The sequence below is a fragment of the Paenibacillus sp. V4I9 genome, assembly GCF_030817295.1.
Taxonomy (GTDB): Bacteria; Bacillota; Bacilli; order Paenibacillales; family NBRC-103111; genus Paenibacillus_E.
Genome location: NZ_JAUSZE010000001.1, coordinates 5,571,702 through 5,590,877 on the forward strand (window position 1 = coordinate 5,571,702; position 19,176 = coordinate 5,590,877).

Genomic DNA, 19,176 nt, shown 5'->3' on the forward strand with positions numbered 1-19,176 from the left:
TCATATGTCTGTGAAAAAACGGTTCGGATGATAAACTACGATCTTCTTTTTGGCGTAGTCGATGAGCCCTTTATCGCGCCATTTATTGAGTGTTTCTGTGACGGTTTGTCTGCTGCAGCCAATGACATAAGAGATTTCTTCATGACTGAGCGGCACCTGAACCTCAAGCTTAACGTCCGTCGGTTTGCCAAGCTGCATGAGGAACCAAGCTAGCCTCCAAGCGACAGGGCGGGAAATGAGCGTTTCAACCATCTTCTGTGTTTGCAGAAGTCTGCGAGCTCCGAGAACGGCAACAGAATAAGAAAACTCGGCATTCTCCTTGGCCAATTCGATAAATTTCCGCCCATCTAGCGTAATGATTTGGCTGTCTACCAAACACTTGGCATAACGTTTCCGACGAATGTTCGTCAAAATTTCCGCATTACCGAATATTTCGCCCTCATAGCGTAGAAATAAGGTAATCCCTTGCCCCTCCTCAGAGGATTGGGAAATCTTAATTAATCCCGAGTCGACATAATAAGCACCGCTGGGTTGATCATTCTCCTGAAAAACAAACTCGTTTTTCCTGTAGGTCTGGATAGCCCCATGTTTACGAAATGCCTCAATCATGACTTCCTTGGTAGGGTCCTTCTCCTGAAGATCGGCAAGTTCATTCAATTGGTCCATAAGTGAAAACCCCTTTGCCAAGTTCCTATGACGCTATGTTTTAATGTTGAGTATTCCGATGTGTTATAGTTATATTACCACATGATAACGTGATAGAATGTCGGATTCCCGACAAATACAAAAAAAATAGTTCAGGACAAAAAAAAGAGACCCACAGCAACGGGCCGCGGGTCTTAAAGTATATATATTTTAAAGGGGGTCGAGTTCTATTATAAGCCTGTTTCATTAAGCCCAGATGAATAACACATTTCTTTTTGATTACAAATTATACTTTTATGATAAAAGGGACAATGAACACTTCATTATGATGCTGAAATTGACCCCAGATTTTGTAGATGCCACTTTTGGGAAAGTGGATAGTGAACGCTGCATCAGGTCCAGAAGCTTTCGAATCATTCGGATGCACATGGACGAACTCCTTGGCATCTGAACTTATAGCCACCACATGACCTAGACTGCCTAGATAAGGCTGCAAATCAGTTACAGGCTCTTTCGTTACAGCATTTCTAATGATAAAGTTCATTTTTAAATCCATACCAGCCATCAAATGGTCGAAGGAAAGATTTACTTCTTTGTCGCCGACTCTTTTCGTAAGATTCGTATCAGGTAGAAGCTTTTCTTCTTTTTTTTGCTGCCCGTTAATCGTTACCCAGTGCGTTTGAATCGTCTCACCCATGCCTTGCGGCGTGAAGTCGGCGATCAGCTGATAGTGGCCACCTGCCGGGAACTTTGTCTTGATTTCAAATCGACCTTCACCGACGTATTCGGGATGAAGATGGTCAAAATAGGTAAGATCTTTACTGACAACGATCAGGTGCAGCAGCTTTTCATGCATGATGTCGAATTTATCAATCGGTTTATTCCATTTATTTTGGATGAGAATCGTCACAGTTGCATCCTCATTAGGCAAATATTGCTTTGACGCGACTGAAAAATGAGCAATCGCGTCATTTTGGTGGACATGTGTTGAAGGAGAAGAAGTCGCAATCGGCATCCCCATCATGTCATGTTTTGTGGGTTGCGTAGCGCAAGCCGTTAAAAGGAGTATCATACCTATATGGATAATTACCGTTTTTTTCATCATTTTCTTCTTTGCACAATTGGAGCCGCGAGAATGCTTAACCCCAGTGAACAGAGCCCACAGATGAACATCGTTCCTCCCCAAAGCTCCGGCGCCCAATCCAATGTATGATAAATGCTCAAATCTGCAAAATATAAGCCCCAGATTAAAACAGGAATAACAAAGAAAACAACCTTATATCGCCAATCGCTCGCTTCCCTCTGTTTAATAGACCTAAACATCAAATCAGCAGCAATCCCGCTAATCAGTAGAATCACAATAGATCCGTAATGAGTAAAGCCATCAAGTATCGCCATAAGAACCGCCTGGAAAACAAAGAAATAAGTGGCGGTACCGAATGGGATCTTCCATCTCCTTAAAATCAGCATGACTGGTAGGACTAACAGCATCGTTGTAATCAGGAAATCCACGACGGCTCTTGCGACCGCATCTTCTTCCCTCGCCATCCATAGATTTTGACGGAATGACCAAGCATACATGAGAAAGAAGGCCATGACAGCAAAAGTTAATGCAACCGAGGTCAAAGCAGGTAGCAATAGGCGAAAAGCAGGTGATACCTCATCTTCAACGTGACTAATCGCACGGTACGGACTTGTCAGGATCATAAGTGCACCTGTCAATAAGATCAAATGGGTGGGGCTCAGAAGAGCATCGATATTCTTCTCAATTCCAAACACCGTATGCCAATACATATCACCAAGACCGCCTAAGAAAAAGACAATCACCCCTGCCACGCCAAGCTTGTAACCTGTCGGGATTGCCTGCACCCAAGTTGCATGATTGGCCCTAGATTTGTTCTGATAAGTCAAATAGAAAATCCACACCGCACATGCCAGATACCCCGAATACAAAATGGCATGCCAAGGCGTAAAAAAAGTTTCAACCGCACCGTGGTTATGAGCAAAGCCATCAATAAACAAACCAATGATAAGCCACATCCCCATCAACATCGTGATCGTATGCTTGAAATTACCGATATTCGTTTTCGATTGCGGCATTGGTACCAGGACTGACAAACCCATCATCTCCTCAAATTTGTCTCTATACATATATTATATGTCATAGCTAATGACATAGACAGAATAATGGATATGACATCCAACAAGGCTTGTTTTAGTTGTTTGTTTACAATTATTTAAATGATTTCCCCTTACTTTACGATTGACTTCCTTTTATTTATGGAGCAAATTAAATATAGGGCATAGGGGAGGTTTATTGGCAATGAAACCTATCAAAGCGATTATTTTTGATTTAGACAATACGTTACTGTGGGATGAAAAAAGTATTAATGAAGCCTTTCAGGTAACCTGCCAAGCAGCCTCTGAGTCAGCCAACGTTGATCCTAAAGCACTTGAAAGTGCAGTACGTGAATCATCTGAGCACCTATTTCGTACAATGGCCTGTTATGAATTTGCCAAAATGATTGAGGTTACTCACTTAGAAGCACTCTGGGGACGCTTCGATTCGAAAGAGCATCCATCCTTTCTGGAGCTGGAACAGTTTGCCCCTATCTATCAAAAGAACTCATGGACACAAGGCTTACTCAACTTAGGCATCGATGATCCCTTATTAGGTGAGAAGCTTGCCAAGCGATTTGCTCGTGAGCGAAGAGAGCGTCCCTTGGTTTATGAGACAACGTTCGAGGTCTTGAATGCTTTGCATCACAATTATCAATTACTGCTAATGACGAATGGCGCTCCAGACTTGCAGCAGGAAAAAGTAGACAGCATTCCTGCTTTAGCAGCTTACTTTGATCATATTCTTATATCCGGCTCCTTCGGCAAAGGGAAACCTGATCCATCTATTTTTGAGCATGCTTTGAATCTGCTTGGTACCACTGTGGAAGAAACCATCATGGTTGGCGATAATTTAGATACGGATATTAGAGGGGCGTTAGGGGTTGGCATGCGGAATGTTTGGATCAATCATCATAACCGCACGGCGCCGATTCACAATCGCCCAAGTTATGAGATCGCTACATTACCTGAATTGCTGGGTGTTTTGAAGGGTGATATTTAGTTTGTTTGCACAATATCCAATGGAATCTGCTTAATAAAAATAAAAGAGCCTATCGATTTCATCGACAGGCTCCTTTTTGCTATTTCCCTCACAAGTATCCCTGTTTAGACATAAGGCAAATTCAACTCCGCGCTGCTGCTTATCCCATCATGCAACGCCTGTTGTCGAATGACCAAGTAAAGCTCCGCTTTGGTTGAGTTATAGTAAGGCAGTACGAATAAAACGCCTATTCCCAGCGCCAAAGTTCCTAGAATAAACCAACCAATAAAGGAAAGATCCAACACAAACATTTTCCACTTCTGCCCGCGTGTCATTTGATTGCTTAGATCAACAGCTCGCTTCATCCCAATCCCAGGATTGTCCGCCAAAATAAAAGGCGTCATGCTGTATGCATACGACTTCACGATACCTGGAATAATGAGCAGTAAAAACCATAAAAAATTAAGTAGGCCGCTCCAAAACATACCTTTAACAATAGCTAGGTAATTGCCTTTCGTAAACGAATAAACGAGATAGTTCATGTTTACATCATCTTGTGCAGCCTGTTTAAAATATTGCTGTACGCTCACTTTTAGCGGAGACACAACGAAGATATTAAAAGCTAACGCCACGAGTCCAATCACGACTGCCAAGAAAGCAAAGATAAGGATAATAGCAAGACCCGCTCCGTCGGAGATATCGCCCATTCCGCCGCTAAACCCAGGAAGACTCATCGAAGTACTTCCACCCGAATTAAATGAGCAGCTTGATACCCCGCCACTAACTACGGCCAATACCAAACTAACCAGAAAAGCTTTCCAATACGATGTCCGCAGAACATTTTTAGCTCTGATTTTTAAATCTCTACGCGTCCAATACAAGCTATCTCCCCCTATGCTTACTTTATTTACCACCTATCGTACCGCAGAAACTAGAATAGCGGAATACCCACAGGAGACTTAGCCTTTTATCTTTATTTCAGCAGCTTTTGGGCGACTATATAACCCGATCCTCCATTGATCCCGTGCCCTGGCCAGGTGGCCGCACCCAACATATACAAGTTCGGAATTTCCGTTTGATGGCTCGGCTGCCCCGGTAGTGGCCGAAACAGGTAACTTTGCGCCAAATCATGTGCACCGCCATATGGATCACCTGGACCGGAATTAGGATTGAATCTGGCAATCGTGTCTGGCGTGACAACGGCATGGCCAATAATGGCACTCGGGATATTAGGGATATGCTTTCCTACAATCGTAAGTACTCGATCAGTGAAACGCTCTGTAAGCTCCGGCGTCCAACTGCCATCACCGACATCGATAAGACCAGCCGCATCGCCGCGAGGACGGCAAGGTACTTCGAGCACCTGAATACGCATGATAGCCTTTCCTTCAGGCGCGCGAGACGGATCCAGATTCGTGGAACAATCCACAGTGAAAGTTGGCTTTGCTGGAAGCAAATCCGCCATTCCTTGTGCAATGGCCTGGGTGAATCCATCGAGCCCATCAGTTAAATGCGGCTGACCGACCTTGGCAAAGCGAGCATCTGGCCATTGCGGCGGTTCACTCAGAGAAAGATGGATCTGTACACAGCCCCTACCATAGCGGAACCGCTTCGCTTGTTCGAGCAGCGGAGGACTAATCTCAGCATCAGCCAAAAGTGAGAGATATAGCCGATCTGGACTTGTTGACGCAACGACTGCTTGCTTCGCCCGATACTCCTCTCCCTTCGAAGTCCGTACACCAACGGCGCGTCCGTTTTTCACTACAATTCGCTCCGCTTCCTGTTCCGTGAGGATGATACCACCTTGGTCCTGAATAAGCTGGGCCAGTGCTTGGGCAAGCTTTTCGCTTCCACCTTCGGGAATTGGCATTCCTCCTCCCATTAATGCCATTGCAGTGAGAGGCACCCAAATCCCGCTGCCGACTTCATCAGGCGTACGCCCAAGATGAGATACCCACGGCGCCAACATAGCTCGGAGTACAGGTGATTGAAAGGAACTTACGGTATTACGTGCGGTCGAGAAGATCGATACCGCAAATTCGGAGTATCCTTTACTTCCCTTATTATGTAATAGTTTCTCGATGATCGTTGAGGCTTTGGAGCGTGATAGATCCAAATTAAATAAAGCAAAAACATCCGCTGCATAAGGATTAAATGCCTCGAACATAGCCGCTAAAGCAGCTCCATCGCCAGGAGCAAGCCGTTCGGCCTCTGCAATTAACGCCTCGAACGATCGCGAGAATACAGCCGTTTGCCCGTCCTCCATGGAGACTCCAGTTGGCAGATCCGTGTTTAAATAGCGTAACCCGCGAGCCTCTAGAGCTTCACCAAGATCGGCATAAGCCGGACCTGTCAATAGCAGAGGATGTGCCGCAGCATAGACATCATGCTTGAACCCCGGTAAAGTAAGCTCCTCCGTACGAAGGAATCCTCCTGGGCGATCATTTTTCTCCAGAACGAGTACGCTCCTTCCAGCACGTGTTAAATAGGCAGCCGTAATTAAAGCATTGTGGCCACTCCCAATAAGGATGACATCAAACGTTTTCAACTCCCATTCCCTCCTCACAGTGACTTCCATCATGGATAATACTACCCTAATGGCTGTGAGAGGTTTGCCTCTTCTTGTCGACAGATCCAATCCTATTTAAATTCGTCATTTTAATAGGTTATAATAGACTTATCTTAAAATAAGAGGGACAGATATGACGGATTCACAACGTATTAACTGCATGAAATGCCAACATTTCTACATTACATGGGATGCCAATTTCCCAAGAGGCTGCAAAGCATACAGCTTCAAAACACAGACAATGCCCAGTCTTAGTGTACTTTCATCTTCTGGCAAGCCCTGTATGAACTTTGAACCAAAAACAGATTCCAAACAGAAGCAATGAGAAAAAAAGAGGCCACCCTAGGGCGCCTTCTACTTCCTTCTATTAGATGATTTTATAATCAGGTTTCACCTTTGTGAAATTCGGATTCTTCCCGCTAACCATAAGACCCATGCCCCAGTCAAAATGTGTATTTTCGGTCGGAAAATCACTGGCGTCGCGGTATTGGAACAATACATTCCTTCTTGTTCTAGAGCTCTTATTCGACTCTGAGCCGTGAATTGTCAAGTAATTGAAGAACAGAACATCACCCGCTTCAGCCACGCAAGGCGTCCCCTCTTTAATCGGATATTCCTTATGATTCAAATAATAAGAGCCAACATGTGGCAAAGAGCCGGTGCGATGCGAACCTGGAATGACACGCAGGCAACCGTTCTCCTCATCTGCATGATCCAGATGCACACTTGCAGCTAACATGGTGTGCTTTTCGTGCGGAAAATAAGGATAGTCTTGATGCATCGGGAAAGCTGCGCCATTCTCTGGCGGTTTAACAAGCATTTTGGAATGATGCAGCTGCACGTTAGGACCAATAATCTGCGTCAGCACAGCAGCCATATTTGGATGAATCACTGCTCGCATAAATGCGGCATCGTGATAATGAACATCATGAAAACCTTTTAAGACGAGCTTTTTCAGCTCCTCTGCCGGAAGAAAGTCGCCCTGCCATGCTGAATTATGATCAGCCTTTGATTGTGCAGCACGGCTAATGATCCCCTCTACGCCTTGTCTCATTTCTTCAACTTCCTGTTGATTGAAAACTCCCTTAACCAGTAAATACCCATATTCTTTATAAAAATCTACATCTTTTTGTTCGATCACAGGCCATTCCTCCATTTATCCAGTTGTTATTTAATCGCTTTCTTACTTATAATTATAGGAAAGTGAATGGATTCTGTCTTTTTCTCCAAAGGACACTTTTTTGCAGAATAAGGACATTTCAATATCAAGGATGAAGCCTATGTATCTATGTAAAGAAACCGATTCTATGCTTAATGAAGTCCTGAACGTCATTCATGGACCCGCTGCTTGCTTCAAAATTCAATATTGGGGAGTTAACCCTTGCCTGTTTGACAATCAGCCCCATAAGCATTCTTTCTTTGAGGTTTGCTTTATCATTGATGGTGAGGGTGAGTATACGGAAAAAGGGGTTCTCTACCCACTCAAGGCAGGTACACACTTTTGTTCGAGACCGGGAATTAATCATCAAATCCGTACGAAAGAGGGTTTATTTATCGTTTTTGTCGCATTCGAATTAGATGAATCACAAAGCGACGACACCATGCGTGAAGCCTTCAGCGATTTAGCTGAGCATGCCGAGGTTTGCATTCATGAAGCCGATCATCACCCTACTGCCCACTTGTGGAAGTCACTCTTGATTCGAGAAGGGAAGGGGAGCTTGCCGCCTGCTGCGATTCCCTCGCTTGCCTACACACTTCTAGTATCCTTTCTTTCGTTATTCGGAAAAGACATGACTAAACCTTACTTTCACCGTAAAAATACACATATTCTGCTGCAGCGCGCCAAGCTTTATATCCGTGATAACTTATCCCAGCCGCTTCATCTTGGACATGTTGCTGGTTATCTCAACGTCTCAGAACGTCATCTATCACGCTTGTTCTCTGAGGGCATACACGAGACTTTTACCGACTTCATTCGAAGCGAACGCATACGCCAAGCGGCCCACTTGCTTCTGACAAGCGAGCTTTCAATTAAAGAAATTGCCGAAGTGACCGGCTTTTCTTCTGTCCATTATTTTTCTCGTACCTTTATGGAAGAGAAGAAGGTACCACCAGGCAAGTTCCGACAGCAGGAAAAGAATCGTTTGTAAGTTTTTACTCACAATAACACTCCTCCCCTGTGAATTGTAGCTTGTTTTGTCGTTTTTTTGCCCTTATTTTAGTGATATTGCAACTTGTTTTTGGCGCCTTCTGTATTATGTTTTGTCGTTTCGCATAGTTATTGTAAGATGAATTGTCGCAAAACTATGTTTTTCAACACAAAAAAACACGATACCAAATTGGCACGTGTTTAAATTTTCAACAACTATGCACCTAAGATAGCAAGAAATGATTTTTACATAATTTACGCGAACTTAATAGATTTTCTGAATTATCAATTACTAGATACTTACAATTTGATTCCTTGGAGGTTGGCCGGCAAGCTGCCGGACCTGCTGCTCGCGATCAGCAAATATCGGCCGAACTGGAAATACAATTCAACCAACCCCGGGTCGTCATCCCCCCGCTTCACCAGTTCCAATCTCTCAGGCGTTGAAAGGGCTGACTTCTCCTTCCTGTGCTCATCCCGCAATTGAAGCATAACCCGCTGGAGCAACTTCCGATGATCGGCCGTATGACGGGCTAACAATTCCGAATAGGGAACTTGCGATACGGCGTCCAACAAGTCCAGGCAGGCCTGCTCGGCATCGGGATATCGAAACGTTGTAGCAATCGAGACCCTAAATTCAACGGTTCCGGCACCTTTTACGACGATATGCTCACCGACGGTTCTTATCGTCCCTGTCTCCGAAACAGCTCTAACCATGACGGCATAGTCGGTTCCGCCCGTTCCGTAACAGCTGTTTCGCATCACGAGTCCGGTGTCCCCTCGCTTGCCCGTATAGTCAACATATTTCCCCTTCTTTCGGTCGAAACGGGCACGCAGTCTCATTCCTGCCGGGCAATCAGTCTCGAGCCGGTAGACAAGCACATGGTCCGGGTAACTGACGAACGCCTCTCGCCGATAACGATGCTATCCTCCCGACGCAAAGCTTTAACCAAGAATCTTGTTTGCTATGAGCGCAAGGTCGACGATATCGATCACGCCATCGTTATTCAGATCCGCTTTCTTGTACAAGTTCCAATTCGTATCGCCGGATGTTTTGCCATAGTAGGCGGCCATTATTCCCAAGTCACCGATACTGACCTTATCGTCGCCGTTAACATCTCCTGGAATACGTGTATTCACGGAGGCACGGAAGCCTTCCAAGGCCGTATTCAATACAGTCACCGTCTGATCGACTTGCGATTGCGTAACCGCAGTATCGCCAGCAATTTGGCTAGCCGTTTGAATAGCAGCTAGCAGAATCGCTTTGGAGCCAGCAGGATATTGACCGATGCCAGTGCCTTCTACTGCAGCGTCATGCGCCGATTGCGCTTGTGCGATCAAAGCGTTAAGCGCCTTTTTGTCCACCGTGCTGATGATGGAGTTCTTGAACGTTAGCAGCGCTGTATTCAGCTGAATGCCCGCCGAGTCAACTTCATTCTGCGTGGCTTGCGTGCTGTCAGCTACGGCTTTAGCAGCATTGATAGCCGTTTGCAGCGCTGCTTTCGAACCTGCCGGATACTGGCCGTATTTGCTGCCTTCAACTGCCGTATCATGAAAAGCTTGTGCTTCGGCAATCAAGCTGTTGAGCGCCGTTTTATCTACGCTTGAAAAACGTATCGTTTTCGAAGCGCCCGGCAATTCCGCCTCCACACCTTCTCCGTCCGCCACAACAACATGGTGAACGGCTATTGTGCCGGTTGCTCCAAGCTCAGCTGCTTTAGCTTGAAAATGAAGCTTCAACAAGGCTCCATTCGGATTCGAAGCGCTCGGTCCTACATGAACCGCAAGAATTCGGATTTGGCCTGGCGTTGCCTTTTTATCCACAATAACAAAGTCGTTATCTTTCAAGGATTCCCCGGATTGCCAGTCAAATTTGTCGGCATCATACGTAACGGTGATATCCTGGCCATATACACTTTGAGTCACACTACCCAGTCCATAGATCAAATCAAAGGTTTGGCCCGCCACAACAGTCGAGCTTCCTGATACTACTGCACCAGGCTCGCTTTGAGCGTGTTCGATCGCGATATCATCGAAAAGTCCGCGTGAATATCCAGTTTTCCCTGTACCGTTGAAGGAAATGAGGATTTTATCCACCCTTTTCCCAGCTGCCACTGCTCCGATGTTGGATGAAACGAAATTCCATTGATCGGCAATCAGCTTACCGCCATTTCCTTGAGCCAGTGGATTGAGGCCGATGCCATTCTGATCGGTGGCACCCAAATTGTGCAAATAAGTGCCGTCAGTGAAGAGCAGGTCAACCGCATAATGTTGGCTCGTTGTTCTTACATTGCCGGGAAGCACAGTTGCGGCACTGCCTTCCGGATAGATCCAGTATGAAAGCACGGTGGAAGGCTTGATGTCGAACTCAGCATCAAACATCTGACTGTATGCATAGTTCTCAGCCGCATTCGTCGCATTGCCTGAATACAGAATCGCCGTTGAGCTGCTATTGCGGCCTGGTGTGCCGGCCTTCGTTTCCATGCCTCCGATACCACAGCAGAATTCACTGATGTTCTTGGAATCAATTGTATGGTTTTCCCAAGTCGGCATAACATCACCTGGTTCCAGTCCCGTCTTGAAATCAATGCCGGCGCCATAATGCAGATCTGCTGCAGTGATCGCAAGCACTGTAATGTTTATTGTTTTCGTTGCATGTGCGCTTCCTCTTTGCACCGTTGCCGTCAACGTTAGGCTCTCGTTCGGCTGTCCTAAATCCGGGCGTTTCAAAATTTTCCCTTCCTTACTCACGACTGACGGTTTGGAGCTTTCCCAAGTAATTGTCGTACCGTACTCGATGTTTTCGTTAGGCAGGCTCAACTTTTTGGTGACTGCGCTCGTGTCGCCCAAATCCAGGCTTTGCAGGGTTTCCGCTACGGCGACTTCATCGCTTGCAGCAGGTACCGGGTAGCCAAGGAGCTCGATTTCAGCGAACGAAGTGGTAGCAGCGCCGGAGTTTGTGCTAACCTCTAAACGGTAATAAGCGTATTTATCCGGATGCTGTATCGTAAATGGACGAGTAAATGAACGCGAAGCAAAGGTTTCGTTCGTTCTTTCATCCAATACGCTCCAGTTTTGTCCGTCATTCGAGCCATTCAGCGTCCAGCTTTTTGCATCTCCTTCGGTATTGCCGGAAGTGAGCGTATACATCTTAGCCAGCTTTTTCGAGCCGATGAATTGATATTGAATCCATGGCGTTTGACTGTTGAACGTAACACGGGTAGAAGAATTATTGTCGAACAGATTGCCAATTGTGGAGCTGTTTGCACTATCCGCTACTTTGGCAAATCCTTGAGAAACCATTTTATCCGTCATATCTTTTAGCGGAGTTGGAACGACCGAGCCTTGAGTAATGGAGGCAGGCACGTCGTTTTCGCCGCTTCCCCATGCGGATGGTGCCGGCCCCATGTCAAAATCCAGCGTTGCGCCGGCTGCAAGGACTGCATGCGGCAGAGATGTTTTCAAATACGCATCGCCATTCACCTTCAAGCTTTGAACGTATTTGTTAGATTTGCTATTATTCGGTGCGTTGATAACGAGTTTACTGCCGTTTTCGAGATTGATCGTCGCTTTTTTGAATAATGGTGCGCCGATCGCATATTCCGGGCTTCCCATTTTGAGCGGATAGAAGCCTAAGGATCCGAAAATGTACCACGCGGACATTTCACCGTTATCTTCATCGCCCGCATAGCCTTGGCCGATCTCGCTGCCCAGATACAGACGGTCAAGCGCTTCGCGAACCTTTTCCTGTGTTTTCCACGGCTTTCCAGCGTAATCATACATGTAAATAATGTGATGCGACGGCTGATTACTGTGTCCATACTGTCCCATTCTTACATCTCTGGCTTCTGTCATCTCGTGAATCACACCGCCATATGAACCCGCATTATCCGTGGAAGCAGGCTCCGGTATGCTGAAGAATTGATCCAGCTTTTCGGCCAGCTTCTCTCTTCCGCCATACAAATTAGCCAAACCTTGGCCGTCTTGCGGTGCGTGGAAAGCCATATTCCAAGCATTCGTTTCCGTGTAATCATTACCCCAATCTCTAGGGTCGAAATCTTCAGGTGTTGAACGCCAAGCTCCGCTTGCAGTCCTTCCGTTAAAAAATTTCAAATTCGGGTTAAACATATTGACATAATTTTGCGCCCGGTTGATGTAATATTGTTGATCGTCCTTGTAGTGCGTGTTGTATGGATCGCTTGAGTCGTTTTTCTTAGCCAACGCATCAGCCAGATTCGCGATGCCGTAATCGTTGATATATCCATCCATCGCCCACGCCAGTCCTTCTCCAGTACCTGTGTTGGTATATCCATCGAACACGGAAGTGGACATTCCTTTTCTTCCGACATTCGAATTAGGCGGTGTGACGGCTGCGTCTTTCAACGCAGATTGATAGAAGCTTTGAACGTCGAAGTTCGTGACACCCTTCAGGTAAGCATCTGCAAAAGCCACATTCGCGCTAGTTCCTACCATCAAATCGGCATAGCCTGGCGAAGACCATCTGGAGATCCAACCTCCATCCCGATAATGCTGAACGAATCCATCGATAAATTCTCCGGCTTTCGTAGGCGACAATAAACTGTATGCTGGCCAAGCTGTTCGATACGTATCCCAGAAACCATTATTAGCATAAATTTTACCGTCTGCAATTTTAGTGCATGTATTCGTTGCCGTACTCGTCGAACAGGTTGTAACAGGTGTTTGATCGGCATGTTTGTATACCGGCGCTTCCTTGGTGCCGACATTTTCAAACGCTGAGTTTGGATAAAGAAATAAGCGGTACATGTTCGAGTACAAGGTAACTAGCTGGTCTTCTGTAGCACCTTCCACTTGAATAACACCCATTTGCTGATCCCACTGCGTTTGTGCCCTCTCTTTGATCGTTTCGATCGTATCCGCAGGGTTGATTTCAAGTTCCAGGTTTCTCTTCGCTTGATCTAAGCTGATCAGAGAAGTAGCGATCTTCATCGTCACTACTTTATCGGTCGTAGTATCGAATTTGTAGTAAGCCTGCACATTCGTTCCACCGCCGCCGCTGCCAGTAAGCTTGCCGCTTGCAGTGACCGGTTTATCGAAAGTCGCATAGATGAAGATGCGTGTTGCGCCCGTGGAAAGCCCGCTTTTTTGATCCGAATAGCCTGAGATGGTTTGGTTGGCAGCATCGAGTGTAATCCCACCGCTATTGCTCTGATTATCAAAAATCAGGTTAGACGAATTTCCTGCAAACGTGAATCGGAACATGGCGGCATGATCTGTTGACGTGAATTCCGTTTTGAGACCATTTTCAAAGGTGACACCGTAATAGTGGGGTTTCGCGATCTCATTTGCATGCTTGAACGGTAGTGCCCGTGTTGTACGGCTGATACTTGGAGTTCCTGCTATGTCGGAAGGCATGATATGGAATGTTTGGCGGTCGCCCATCCAAGGGCTCGGCTCATGGCTTAAAGCAAAAGCCTGTATCGTCGGGAGGTTATTCGCGTTATTACCTTGGTTGTAGTTATAAGCCCAGTCCGAGCCTGCATTTGTTTTCGGTATCCAAAAATTAAAACCATGAGGTACGGCAACGGCAGGGATCGTATTCCCTCTGGAAAAAGAACCGTTTGATTGCGTGCCCCTCAGGATGTTTGCATATTCTGAAAGCCGGCTGTACGTTTTAGGAACGGGATTACCTTCGATTTTCAAATCGTCGATAGTTCCTTTAAATCCTGCTTCAGCTGCGGCCGTAGGGTTATCGTAAGACATGAGGATGCGCTTAATGGTTTTACCTGCTGCAACTGTGCCAATACTCGTTTTTTTGAAATTCCATTGGTTGTTATACAGCGTTTTGGAATTTCCTTGATCCTGAGGGTTCAGCTTAACGCCGTGCTGGTCGACTGCGCCGAGATCATGCAAATACGTGCCGTCTGAGAATGCAAGATCAACCGCTGCATAGGTACTGGCGTAATCCATCTTCGCTGTATCCGTAAACTCGGGAGCAATATAATAAGACAACTCGGTATTTGGCGTCACGAGAATATCAACATCATAAACCTTATTGTAGGAGTATGCTCTACCGTCAACCTTGTGGATACCTGAATAGATGAATCCTTTTAACCCGGTCCAGCCTACATTTGACTTCGCGTTATAAAGCCCTGAAGGACCTTTGGAAACATTCGACTTCATTTCCGATGGAGGTGGCGGCGGGAGCACAATGCCATTGGAAAGTTGGAACTCTGCCAATTGGATAATGGAATCACCGCTGTTTGCGGTAATGTTAAAGCGATAGTATAAGTAAGGGGTTTCATTTACGAAGTCATATTCATGGGTCTGAAAACGCTCACTGAACGATTGGTTCGTTCTCGTATCCAGCGTCGTCCAGGTGCTGCCGTCACTGGAGCCTTCAAGCGTCCAGTTTTTAGGGTCCCTCCCTGGAGCATCGTTGGCAGAGGTTAAGGCATACTTTACGACCGCAGTTGGTTCGGAAAGCTTGAATCTTAACCAGCTTGTCGACTCAAAATCCAGCCATTTGGAATTCGAGTTTGCGTCAATCAGATTGATGGGCACTTCACCGGCACCGGCGTTTTCTCCTTTTGCCGTCACTTCAACGACTTTATTTGTAATGCTGCCTGGTATCCCGGTAAAGGGAGTATTTCCGTCGATACCCGACATCAGACGGTTTCCATCTGCGTCTGTTTCAACGGTATTCTCCCAGGTCACACTGGGATCACTTGCCTCAAATGACGAGAAAAAATCAGCTGCTTTACCAGCTGCTGACGCCCTTTGATTTGAAGGAATGTAAAAAGCCCCTGTTAGAATCGTAAAGCTTGTTGCGATTGCCAGAAACTTCCTAGCTTTCCGGTTACTCATTCCAGAAAACCTCCTATTTGTTTTGTTTTCAATTCCGAAAAAGTATCACATTCACCCATTTGAGCCTTTAACGAAGAAGTAATCCGGCAATGACAGCACAATCTTCAATATCCACCTTACCGTCGTGATTGACATCTGCTCTTACATACTTCGCCCATTCTGGATCGTTCGAAGTTCTGCTGTAAGCCGACGCAATGATCGCCAGCTCGCTTACAGAGATCTTGTTGTCGCCTAATGGCATACACACTATCCGTAACCGAACCGATCTCACGGCCCTCCTGGTAAACTTTAAAGCCAGTTACACCGGACGAATCAACAGCTCCAGACCAGGTTAATGTCATTCCGGAATACGTAACGTTAGTTACCGTCAAACGTTTTTCCGAGGTCCAAACCGGTTTATTCGGCGCAGTCGTATCTCGATCAAAAATCGCTCTTGCTATGATCACAAGATCTTCAATCAGCACCTTGCCGTCATGATTAACATCTGCTCTCCGGTACTGCGACCAATCCGGGTCTTCCGAGGTTTTACCGTAAGCTCTAGCAGCAATGGCCAAATCACCTATGGTGAACTGGTTATCGCCGTTCAGATCACCGGGCTTACCCACAGTGATTTGAATCGTATGCGAAGCGCCGCCCCCGGTTAGTTCCACACCTTCGGCATTAGATATCACGAGATTAGTGATCGAAACCATAGCTGCGGATGGACTGGCAAGCTGCTTGGCAGCCCAATGCAGAGTCAGCAAATCTTCGTCGCTCTTGACGGTATGCGCTTCGCCTTGACTGATCGCAATGAACCGGACTTGGTCCGCTCAGCCAAAGCAATCGGCGGTTCCGCAAATAGATTGATAAACAAAAGCATGAGGATGGAAAGTACAATGAACTCACTTTTCCTTCTGCTCATTCTCATTGCCTGTCTTCCTCTCTCACGAAATAAATTAGTATATATAACTAACTTCTAATCAATGCTTCTGAGCAAGCATAGACAGGATGATCGTGACTGCTTCTGCCCTGGTCGCATTTTCATTAGGTACGAAAAGGTTATCCCCTTTGCCTTGGATAATACCCAACCCAGCTGCAGTCGAAACGAAAGCCTGCGCCCAATCCGGAATTTGATCGACATCGGCAAAGGTCGATACGCTTGCTGAATTCACGTTAGTGCCGAGGGCGCGAACAATCATCGTCGTAATTTCGGCGCGTGAGATCATTTGATTCGCACGGAAGGTATGATCTTCATAACCCGTCACAATGTCTGCCGTCGTAACTGCTGAGATGCTTGATCTCGCCCAGTCTGGGATTTGCTCCAGATCTGCAAAAGCAAGCTGTCCGTTCCCGTTAATCGGCAAATGAAGTGCCTTCGCCAGCATCGCTGCAAACTCGGCGCGTGTGACGAGTCCTTGCGGATGGAAGGTGCCGTCCTCGTATCCGCTTACAAATCCGAGTTTAGCTGCTTTATCTATCGATTCTCTAGCCCAATGACCGTAAATATCGCTAAACGGTGCCAAATCACCGTGGATTTCTGCTGCAATCTGCACACCGGCGTTCTGCTTAGTGGAGACCATACTGCTGCTAACGAGCTTCACATCCGTGAGCTTAACGATGGCTTGCCCTTTTCCAATAACCGTGAAGGTCAGTGTACACAAGGTTACATCTCCGCCTTCCCCGGATTCCTTGCCAATTTTAGTGTTCGCAAATTGAATCCGGTTATTTTTTACGATGGGTGGAATAGAAAATCCCTTTATAGCACTTTTCGCATCCTTGAACTTCAGCTGACTAGGATCATAGTCCAAATTGACTTCATAAGCGTATACATCCTCGAGATGCTGTCCCTTTACAATGATCTGAACCTCATGACCTACCTCTGGTTTATCATTAGAAATGGTCAGCGTGTAAGAAGCCTGGCTTGCTGCCCATGCAGATATGGGAAGCAGAAGTATACAAATCGTTAAGGCCAAGTTCATCGTCAAAAGTTTGCGCAGCATGTATGCTCTTCCTTCCCAATAAATTCATTTACTGAAGTGGGCTATAACTTTTTCGTTAGCGTTATCCTTTAATTGAACCTGCGAGTAGGCCACGGATAAAGTATCGGCTCAAGAAAATATAGACGAGAAGTGTAGGTAAAGCTGCTAGTATGGCCCCTGCCATCTGCACGTTCCACTGTACGATTTGACTGCCGGACAAGTTCTGCAGGGCAACCATGATCGGCTGCTGCTTCTGTGTCGTAAGTGTAACTGCAAACAGGAATTCATTCCATACACTGGTGAACTGCCAGATACCAACAACCACAAACCCAGTTAAGGAAAGAGGGATGATGATGTATCGATAAATACCAAAAAATCCATTTCCATCGATTTTGGCAGACTCTAGCACTTCCGTAGGAACCCCTATGTAAAAGTTACGAAACATCAAGGTGCAGATCGGAAGTCCGTACACGACGTGAACGAGAATTAACCCGGGAATCGAGTTGTACAGTTTAATGGATTGCAAGAATTGAATGAGCGGGATGAGAATACTTTGGTACGGAATGAACATCCCGAATAGCATGAGCGTAAATAGAACGTCTGCGCCTTTAAACTTCCATTTGGATAAGATGTACCCGTTTAAAGATCCAAACAAAGCTGATAACAACGTAGCGGGGATGGCCAACAAAAAGCTGTTTGTCAAGTTGGGGATCAGCTTCTTGAACGCCTCTTGATAGCCCTTCAGGTTAAAACTTTCGGGCAGCGCCCACATTCTATCCAATGTGATTTCGTCTAGGCCTTTGACGCTCGTAATGATCATCACGTAAACCGGGATCAGATAAGCAATCGCCAAAACGATCAGGGCCACATACAGCAGAGTACGATTTATGCGCTCCAGCGGCATCTTAACTCTCCTCCTTGCGCATGTTTAAGATCAAGTAAGGGACAATGAGCAAGGAAACGAGAAGCAGCATGATCATTGCAATACCGGCACCCTGCGCATAATGGTTCCCACGGAACGTCGTTTCGAACATATAAACGCCCGGTACATCTGTCACAAACATGGCTCCCGGTCCTGTCATTGCATAGACCAGATCGAAAATCTTTAGCGAAATATGTGCCAAAATAATGATTAGGCTCATCGTGATCGGTTTCAACTGCGGCAGGATGACCTTGCGCAGCACCTGCCATTCGGTCGCGCCGTCTACGCGCGCAGCCTCCCGCAGATCCTCAGATATACCCCGCAATCCGGCCAGGTACATCGCCATTGCGAATCCGGACATTTGCCAGATGGCGGCAATTGCCACGGCAATGATAGCTACAGGGATACCCATATCAATTTGACCGAAATGAATCTTCGGTACAATCTCTGTGCTTACAAACCAGCTCGGTACGTTAGAAACTCCAAGTGACTTCAGCAGCAGGTTGATCCCTGTCGTCGGGTTCAGAATCCATTGCCACACAACACCTGTTACGATGAACGAAAGCGCCATAGGAAAGACAAAAATATTACGAAAAAAAGCTTCTCCGCGCACCTTCCTGTCTACCATAACCGCCAGAAACAAGCCGATAATCATACCTCCAGCTATGAAAAGAGCCGTAAATACAATCGTATTTCTAAAATCCGATTGAAACCGGAAATCATTGAACAGAAACTGATAATTGCTGAATCCTGCAAATGTAAGGTTTTTGACAAGGGTGTTCCATTGGGTTAATGAAACGTATCCGGTCCAGGCGATAAATCCATACACAAAAATGGCAATCGCCGCTAATGATGGCAGCAGCATGAGGATGGGGACATACTTCTCTGACTTCCATACGCGGCGCCGGCGTAACTCAGTGTTGGTGTTGGATTGCGCAGTACCCAGTCGAGCGCTTGAACGGAATGAATTCATGTATTCACACTCCA

General features: G+C 46.2%; 15 protein-coding genes and 1 pseudogene. 2 read left to right on the forward strand and 14 right to left on the reverse strand.

Features of this window, described 5'->3' with window-relative positions:
• The 3 genes from QFZ81_RS25980 to QFZ81_RS25990 form a co-directional block, all read right to left on the reverse strand.
• A complete protein-coding gene (locus QFZ81_RS25980; protein ID WP_307605326.1) occupies positions 1-666 on the reverse strand; it encodes a Crp/Fnr family transcriptional regulator in 666 nt (221 codons plus the stop codon).
• A gap of 265 nt (positions 667-931) precedes the next feature.
• Positions 932-1,747, reverse strand: coding sequence for a hypothetical protein (locus QFZ81_RS25985; protein WP_307440110.1), 816 nt, complete (start codon positions 1,745-1,747; stop codon positions 932-934).
• Positions 1,747-2,763, reverse strand: coding sequence for a hypothetical protein (locus QFZ81_RS25990; protein WP_307440107.1), 1,017 nt, complete (start codon positions 2,761-2,763; stop codon positions 1,747-1,749). Before QFZ81_RS25990 ends, QFZ81_RS25985 begins: the two co-directional genes overlap by 1 nt.
• Before the next feature lie 205 nt (positions 2,764-2,968).
• Here QFZ81_RS25990 and QFZ81_RS25995 point away from each other — a divergent pair, with 205 nt between their 5' ends.
• Positions 2,969-3,766 (forward strand): HAD family hydrolase, encoded by a 798-nt coding sequence (locus QFZ81_RS25995; RefSeq protein ID WP_307605327.1) that lies wholly within the window; start codon positions 2,969-2,971, stop codon positions 3,764-3,766.
• Positions 3,767-3,870: 104 nt separating this feature from the next.
• Here QFZ81_RS25995 and QFZ81_RS26000 read toward each other — a convergent pair whose 3' ends face one another.
• The 3 genes from QFZ81_RS26000 to QFZ81_RS26010 all read right to left on the reverse strand — a co-directional run bounded on the left by QFZ81_RS26000 (position 3,871) and on the right by QFZ81_RS26010 (position 7,455).
• On the reverse strand, positions 3,871-4,626 hold the full coding sequence (locus tag QFZ81_RS26000) for a DUF975 family protein (protein ID WP_307440104.1): 756 nt from the start codon (positions 4,624-4,626) through the stop codon (positions 3,871-3,873).
• 92 nt (positions 4,627-4,718) lie between these two features.
• Complete coding sequence (locus tag QFZ81_RS26005; RefSeq protein WP_307440102.1) at positions 4,719-6,293, reverse strand: phytoene desaturase family protein; 1,575 nt, start codon at positions 6,291-6,293, stop codon at positions 4,719-4,721.
• Between the two features lie 388 nt (positions 6,294-6,681).
• Positions 6,682-7,455 (reverse strand): phytanoyl-CoA dioxygenase family protein, encoded by a 774-nt coding sequence (locus QFZ81_RS26010; protein WP_307605328.1) that lies wholly within the window; start codon positions 7,453-7,455, stop codon positions 6,682-6,684.
• Between the two features lie 139 nt (positions 7,456-7,594).
• Between QFZ81_RS26010 and QFZ81_RS26015 the strand changes: the two genes are divergently transcribed.
• A complete protein-coding gene (locus tag QFZ81_RS26015; protein ID WP_307605329.1) occupies positions 7,595-8,464 on the forward strand; it encodes an AraC family transcriptional regulator in 870 nt (289 codons plus the stop codon).
• Between the two features lie 299 nt (positions 8,465-8,763).
• Here the strand turns inward: QFZ81_RS26015 and QFZ81_RS37505 are convergent, their stop codons facing one another.
• From QFZ81_RS37505 to QFZ81_RS26050, 8 genes and pseudogenes are all read right to left on the reverse strand, one after another.
• A complete protein-coding gene (locus QFZ81_RS37505; RefSeq protein ID WP_373463792.1) occupies positions 8,764-9,039 on the reverse strand; it encodes a glycosyl hydrolase family 95 catalytic domain-containing protein in 276 nt (91 codons plus the stop codon).
• 42 nt (positions 9,040-9,081) lie between these two features.
• A pseudogene (locus tag QFZ81_RS37510) lies at positions 9,082-9,372 on the reverse strand (glycoside hydrolase N-terminal domain-containing protein); the annotation flags it as partial.
• A gap of 36 nt (positions 9,373-9,408) precedes the next feature.
• Positions 9,409-15,309 carry a GH92 family glycosyl hydrolase gene (locus QFZ81_RS26025; protein ID WP_307605330.1) on the reverse strand — a complete coding sequence of 1,967 codons (5,901 nt, stop codon included), beginning with the start codon at positions 15,307-15,309 and terminating at the stop codon, positions 9,409-9,411.
• Positions 15,310-15,425: 116 nt separating this feature from the next.
• Positions 15,426-16,052, reverse strand: coding sequence for a dockerin type I repeat-containing protein (locus QFZ81_RS26030; protein WP_307605331.1), 627 nt, complete (start codon positions 16,050-16,052; stop codon positions 15,426-15,428).
• Complete coding sequence (locus QFZ81_RS26035; RefSeq protein WP_307440090.1) at positions 16,046-16,216, reverse strand: hypothetical protein; 171 nt, start codon at positions 16,214-16,216, stop codon at positions 16,046-16,048. Before QFZ81_RS26035 ends, QFZ81_RS26030 begins: the two co-directional genes overlap by 7 nt.
• A 52-nt stretch (positions 16,217-16,268) precedes the next feature.
• Positions 16,269-17,288 (reverse strand): S-layer homology domain-containing protein, encoded by a 1,020-nt coding sequence (locus QFZ81_RS26040; RefSeq protein WP_307605332.1) that lies wholly within the window; start codon positions 17,286-17,288, stop codon positions 16,269-16,271.
• 61 nt (positions 17,289-17,349) lie between these two features.
• Complete coding sequence (locus QFZ81_RS26045; protein ID WP_307440086.1) at positions 17,350-18,171, reverse strand: carbohydrate ABC transporter permease; 822 nt, start codon at positions 18,169-18,171, stop codon at positions 17,350-17,352.
• A gap of 1 nt (position 18,172) precedes the next feature.
• The gene (locus QFZ81_RS26050; protein ID WP_307605333.1) at positions 18,173-19,162 is read right to left on the reverse strand and encodes a carbohydrate ABC transporter permease; all 990 of its coding nucleotides are present in this window, start codon (positions 19,160-19,162) and stop codon (positions 18,173-18,175) included.
• Between the last annotated feature and the right edge of the window lie 14 nt (positions 19,163-19,176).